Genomic DNA, 6014 nt, shown 5'->3' with positions numbered 1-6014 from the left:
CGTCAGAATGCTTATTTAGCCCGCTCTGGGGTTGAAACCCCTCCAGGCTTGTGACGAGGGCATTCACAATCTCGGTCAGAAGGCACGCTTCTCCCGTCTGGGAGTTGAAACGTCTCAGACCCTACGAGCGAGATGTAAGGGGTGAACACGTTACCCGCCTGCGATGGGACGGGAAGCGCTCGACTACACCTCAGTACCATTAGCCCGTAGTCGAGGTCTGCCCGCCTTCTGTCCCCACCCGGCGACGAAGGACAAAAAAAAGGCCGCAGGAGCGCCATACAGCGTCAGCTACACGCTCTCTGTGCCTCTTGGAGGATGGAAGAAGAAAAGAGGAGTAAGAAAAAAGAAGAGAGAAATCAGCATGGCAGAACAAGGCAGGCCAGGCTGAGCCTGGTCTGCCTCGCGGCCTCCCTCCACTCCCGACCGCGACCCCATCCGCTGCTCGTTGGCCTGCTCTGCCAGGCCCCCAGCCCTGGCTCTGCGGCCTCCTGCCTCCTTACTGGCCCATCACTAGCTCAGGGAAAAGCTCTCCAAAGAAGGCCAGCCTTGCCCGCTCCGGCACAATTGTCGGTACCAGGAGGCTGCGATCCAGATATTTGTTCCCGCGCTCACACGAGGTCTCGGGCAGAAACAAACAGGCATGACAGGCCGCCTGGTGCAGCGAGCCGTCGCCAAGCGCCCTATGCTCGGCGCAGAGGGGGTCGGAGGTGCAGATCTGCATATGCTCCAGGGCGGCCCGCAAGTGCCGCCCGAGCTGCACCGGCTCCCCCAAACTCACCAGCCCGCCTAAGGTGCCCTCGCTGTCAGGCGCCGCTGTGTAGAGCAGAATGCCCGCCATCGGCCCGTCCTCATCCTCCGGCCCCAGGGCATAAATGCGCTCCCGAAGGCTGGCCGCCCCATAGCCACACTCCAGCGTGAGCTGCCGGATCAGCGCATGAGCCAGCGAGTGCAACAGCACATAGCGCAGGCCCGGAAAGGTCGCCGGATCAGCGAGCAGACTGTGACGCCGCCGCCAGTCGCAGTGTGCCTTGATAAAGTCACCCGTGTAGGCGCTCCCGATCAGCCGCTCCTCCCAGGCTCTCAGCGGCTCCTCGCGGAGCTGCAGAAAGATGCCCTCGCCACGCACCTCAATGGCCGGCACCCAGCGCGGCCCCTGACGACTCAGGCGCACGCGCTCCGGCTTGCTCTGAGGGCTGCTGGCGCTCAGGTCGAGCAGCTCATCCGGGGCCTCGATGCGTGTGAAACCGATCATGGCCTGGACCTCGCGCAGCCGCTCCACCAGGACCACCCGCTCCAGAATGTCGGCGTAGCCGTCCGGCACCGCTACGGGCTTGAGACGGAAGTCGTCGGCGTCAAGGACGCTCTGCGGCTGGCTCAAGACGCGCCACTCCGGCACCTTGAGCAGGGAGGGCCGGCCATACTTGCTCTCGCCCGCCTCAGCCTCCTCTTCCTGCTCACGTCGGCGCCGGGCCACTACCTCCCAGATCTGCCCGTCTTCATAGGCTTCCAGGGAGCCTGCGAGCTGACCGATGCTCTTGAGCAGGGTCACCCCCTCCTGGCTGGTGACCTTGGAGAGGAGGGTCCAGTGCTGGATGACAAGCTGCTCCAGCGGGTCCCTGACTTCCGGGACGGCCAGGGTCGAGAGCAGGAGGGGGAACCAGCTATTGGAGGCCCCCAGCAGGATGGCGCGCGGCGTCTCGTTGCAGTCTTCTCGCTGACGCAGGTGGGGGTGGCGCCCCGGGCAGGGCGGCAGGTGTTTGGCCGCCTCGGAGTCGAAGGCCTCCGACATGGGCTTCTGAATGCCACATTCGTCGCAGCGCACCTGGACATCGGCGGCTTCGCCGCTCACTCCGATCTCGATCAGCCTGAAGCGCGCATAGGGGCAGGGCTTCCCCTGATGCACATAGTAGTGCCAGGGGAAGTCGTCCAGGTGGCCGTTGTGACAGGCCATGAGGAAGCGGGCCGGCAAGGCCGTGGGCGGCTTGCCTCGCCTGGGACAGTGGGTGTGCACGTAGCGCGCGCGATCGGGATGAAAGGGGTCTGTCCGCAGTTCAAAGAGGCCCGATTTGATGGAGGCCAGCGTGCGACAGGCCGGACAGAGCAGCCAGCGCGGGAATGGCGTGACGGGAATGCCGATCAGTTTGCTGGGGTCAAAGGGATTGGCCGGGCCGTTCTCTTCGGCGACGCTCGGCAGGGCCTGCAGCCGCTCTACTTGCGGCCCCAGTACGGCCCGCACCGATTGGAGCAGGCGCTCCTCGTAAATGTATGCGAGTCCGTCGGGCCGGCCATAGGGCAGGGTGCTCTCCCAGTCCTCTAGCCCCATGACCAGCACCGAGAGATAGGGCAGGTCGACGATGGCCCCGACTCCATAGGTGAAGAGAAATTGACTGGGGCGCAGCTCGCCCACACTCTGCCGAAGCCCGCGCTTCTTGCCAGTCCCAGCCTGCCCCGCCCGCGCGCCGGCGCCTGTTCGCTTCGATCCATTTCCACTCATACCTCAGTTCCTCCTTCTGTCTGTAAAGATGATCTGTCACCGTTGGCCTCGCCACCTGCGCTCAGGCTCCTCTCTTCCTCGCTCTCGTCGAACAGCTCGCGGTCATCCAGGATCAGCTTGACCGTCGGCTCAACGTCGCGCAGGGAGTCCAGGCAGCTAAAGAGGTTCCAGGAGCCTTGTCCGGCATGCTTGAGCAGGCCGACTCGCTGGTCGCTGGCCTGGTCGGTGTAGCCCAGGAGTGAGCCGGAGCCTTCTTGTTCGCGCGCTTTGCGTTGCCAGGCTTTGATACGCTGCTCTAGCATTTGTTCAACGAGTTCGGCGCAATGCTCGTCTCCGGTGACGGCTCGCGCCCGCGCTGGCAGGTCAAGGCGGGCGGCCCGGGTGTAGCGCTGGAAGGCCAGGCGGTAATCGTCCTGGCTGACACGCTGGGCCCCGTCGTTGCCGTTGAATTCTTCGCCGAGGAGACGCACGTAGCCTACGAGCAGGGCCGTCAGCCCGCGGTCGAGGGCCCGCGCGGCGAAGGGTGTGACGGAGAGGGCTTCGACCTGGCGGTAAAAAGTGGCGTGGTAGTGTTCGAAGGCTTCGTAGTGTGAGAGGTCGCGCGGTCGCGACCAGTTGAAGACGACACAGACCAGACCCGGGGCGGCTCGCCCGACGCGGCTGGTGGCCTGGATGTATTCGGCGGTGGTCTTGGGCTGGCCGCTGACGACCATCAGGCCCAGACGCTTGATGTCGACGCCGACTGACAGCATGTTGGTGGCCAGTAGGACGTCGATGGGCCGCCGCTCGCTTGCTTCGTGGTCAGGGCCAAAGGGCTGCTCGAGCTGGTCGAGCACTTTGGGGATGTCGACGGAGCTTTTGCGCGAGGTGAGTTCTTCGAGGAGCAGGGTGCGCCGCCGGGCCAGGCCGCGCCGGTCCATGCGTCCCAAGCGGGAGCGGACGTCGTCCTCTACCAGGCGCCGCATGCCGCCCAGTTCGTTCATGGAGTTGAAGTAGCCCACCAGGGTCATCCAGGGGTCGACGCTGGGGCCGTAGCGCTCGTAGAGGTATTGGGCCGCCGCCAGGCAGGCTACGTAGACGCGGATGAGGACGGCTTTGAGGCGGCGCCCGCTGGCGCAGATGCCGAGGTAGCGCCGCCCGGGCCGCTCGGGGCGCTGGCGGGCAAAGAAGTTGTCTTCGGCGTTGAGGCCGGCGGGCGGGAAGGTGTGGGCTTTTCTGAGAAAGAGGGCATGGAGCTGTGCGCTGGCCCGCCGTACGGTGGCTGTGGCGGCGATGACTTTGGGCCGCACGCTCTGGCCGTCCAGTTCCCAGGTGCAGAGGCGGTCGATGAGGCTTTCGTAGAGGGCCACCAGGGAGCCGAGCGGACCCGAGATGAGGTGTAGCTCATCCTGGATGATGAGGTCGGGCGGGCGCAGGGGCGGATGCTCGCGGGTGCGCGCCGCTTTGAGGGGCGAGAACGGCCCTTTGTGGTGGGCGGGATGTTCGTCGCGGTCTCGCAGGTCCGGCCCCCAGAAGCCATGTCGCTCGCAGCGCCTCTTGACTTGCCCGAAGAGGATTTGGGTCGCTCCGCGCCAGGGAAGCTGAGCAAATTTGTCAACGGTGGCGATGAGGAGGGCCGGCGGCTGGCGATAGATCTCTTCGTCGACGACGAGGATGGGTAGCCCTTCGTCGGGGCTGTTGCGCCGGCAGAAGGGGCAGCGGCCTAGTTCGTCGCCACAGTAGATGAAGGTGCGTCCGCGGGCGCTGCCGACCGGTTCGGTGCGGATGTGCTTGCCGGGGTCGATGGTGCTGCCACACCAGGGGCAGGCCAGGAGCTGGTGCGGGCTGCCGATGCCTCCCAGGCTGCCCAGGTATTGGTGGGTGCGGTCTCGCTGGATGGCTTCTTCGCTCTGTTCGGTGGTGTTGGGGGTGGTGCGCTGGCCTACCCAGAGGCCGAGGCGAAAGGGGACCTCTCCCCAGATCTCGGGTTGCTCGCGCCGGATGAGTTCGCAGGCGCAGACGAGGGCGGCGGCGCGCTGGAATTGTTGGAGGGTGAGGAGGCGCAGGGTGTAGCGCATGAGGACGGCGACGCCGTGCTGGCTGTCGCGCCCGCCGAGGTTGCCTTGCAGCCGGCGCATGGCGAAGGTGTAGGCGGTGAGGCCGAGGTAGGCTTCGGTTTTGCCGCCTCCGGTGGGGAACCAGAGGAGGTCGGCGATGGCTTCGGGGCTGGTGCTGCGCTCGGGATGGCGCGGGTCGCTGAGGGCCGGCAGGTTGAGGAGGATAAAGGCGAGCTGGAAGGGCCGCCAACTGCGCCCTTCGGGGCGGTCGTAGCTCTCCAGGGGGTCGCTTTTGCCGTGGCGCCTTCCGTCGGCCCACTGGCTATGTAGGCGCTGCTGCCACATGGCGCGGTTCATGAAGGCAAAGGCGCGCTGGGCCTGGGGGTTGCTGGCCAGCAGGTTAAGGCCGGCCTGGATGCGCTCGCAGGCGCGCCGGCATTCGGCCAGGGCGCGTTCGGCGGCCTGCCGGTGCGCTCCGAGCCGGCTGGCCGGGTCGTTGAGGCTGGCTTGCTGGCGGTCGATCCAGGCGCTGTAAGCTTCGACCAGCGGCTGCAGGCGCGGGCGGTAGTCCTCGGGCGCCAGTTCGGCCAGGGCTTTCATGTCGAGCAGGAGGCCGCTGAGTTCGGGGATTTCGTCCGCGGTGGGAGCCTCCATCGGCGGGACTTCGTAGATGGGGACGACGCGGGTGCTGAGGCGCGTGGCGCGCGTGGGGTCGCCCGGCAGGACGTCGGCATGGACGCTGACGTTGTGGCCGATGGCAAAGGTGGGATGGTTGCGGTAGAGCATGGCCATTTGTTGCTCTTCGGGGTCGCCCTGGCCGCCCGCCAGGGTGAGCTGGCTCTCAAAGAGGCTCTGGCGAAAGATGGGGCCGCCGTCCGGGGCGCTGACGCTTAGTTCGGGTTGAAAGACCCAGGCCTGGTCTCTCAGGCGCTTGGGTTCGTCTTGTTCGTTGACCAGGAAGAGGGAGACTGACCAGCGCTCGCCGATGCGCCGCGCCAGGCCGCGCACGCGGACGTCGGGCTGTTCGTCGCAGGGGGACCAGGGGCCTAGTTCGCCGTTGCGCAGGGGGAGCAGGAGGCTGCCCCGGCGCTGCTGCCGCTTCCAGACCCGGCTGGCCCGGCTCTGGCTCTCAAGCGGGTGCTGGCTTTCGGTGCGCTGGTAATGCCCCCAGGCGGCTTCGACCAGGAGGGCGCTGACCACTCCTTCCACGGTGAAGCTGAGGCCAATGGAGGAGGGGCAGAGGCTGGGACTGTAGAGGGTGCTCTCTTCGCTGCTGCCTTCTTCGCTGCTGCTTTCGAGCGGGGGCCGGTCGTCAAGCTGCTCGGGCTGGAGGCGGGCGCTGCGCGGGGCCAGGATGCCGAGGAGGTAGCGCTCTCGGACGCGGTCGTCTTCGACTTCTTCTTCCGGGCCTCCGACTGGCCCGAGCAGGTCTTTGATGATGAGTTGCTGCAGTTCGTCGCGCAGCCGCTCGGGCGTGGGCGCCG

2 protein-coding genes are annotated in these 6014 nt (G+C 66.5%); both read right to left on the bottom strand.

What is annotated here, in order from left to right; translation table 11 throughout:
- Positions 1–496 precede the first annotated feature (496 nt).
- Positions 497–2494 carry a DUF1998 domain-containing protein gene (locus tag IRZ24_RS15595; RefSeq protein ID WP_297165931.1) on the bottom strand — a complete coding sequence of 666 codons (1998 nt, stop codon included), beginning with the start codon at positions 2492–2494 and terminating at the stop codon, positions 497–499.
- On the bottom strand, positions 2491–6014 hold a 3524-nt coding region (gene drmA / locus IRZ24_RS15590), incomplete at its 5' end, for a DISARM system helicase DrmA (RefSeq protein ID WP_297165928.1). The genes IRZ24_RS15595 and drmA, both read right to left, overlap by 4 nt.

Source organism: Thermogemmatispora sp. (assembly GCF_019683755.1).
Lineage (GTDB): Bacteria > Chloroflexota > Ktedonobacteria > Ktedonobacterales > Ktedonobacteraceae > Thermogemmatispora.
Note: the sequence above shows the minus strand (reverse complement) of the source record. Positions and strands in the feature narration are given on the sequence as shown.

Bases quoted from the DNA above. Each gene is read 5' to 3' on its own strand.
- IRZ24_RS15595 (WP_297165931.1), bottom strand. From the start codon at position 2,494: ATGAGTGGAAATGGATCGAAGCGAACAGGCGCCGGCGCGCGGGCGGGG.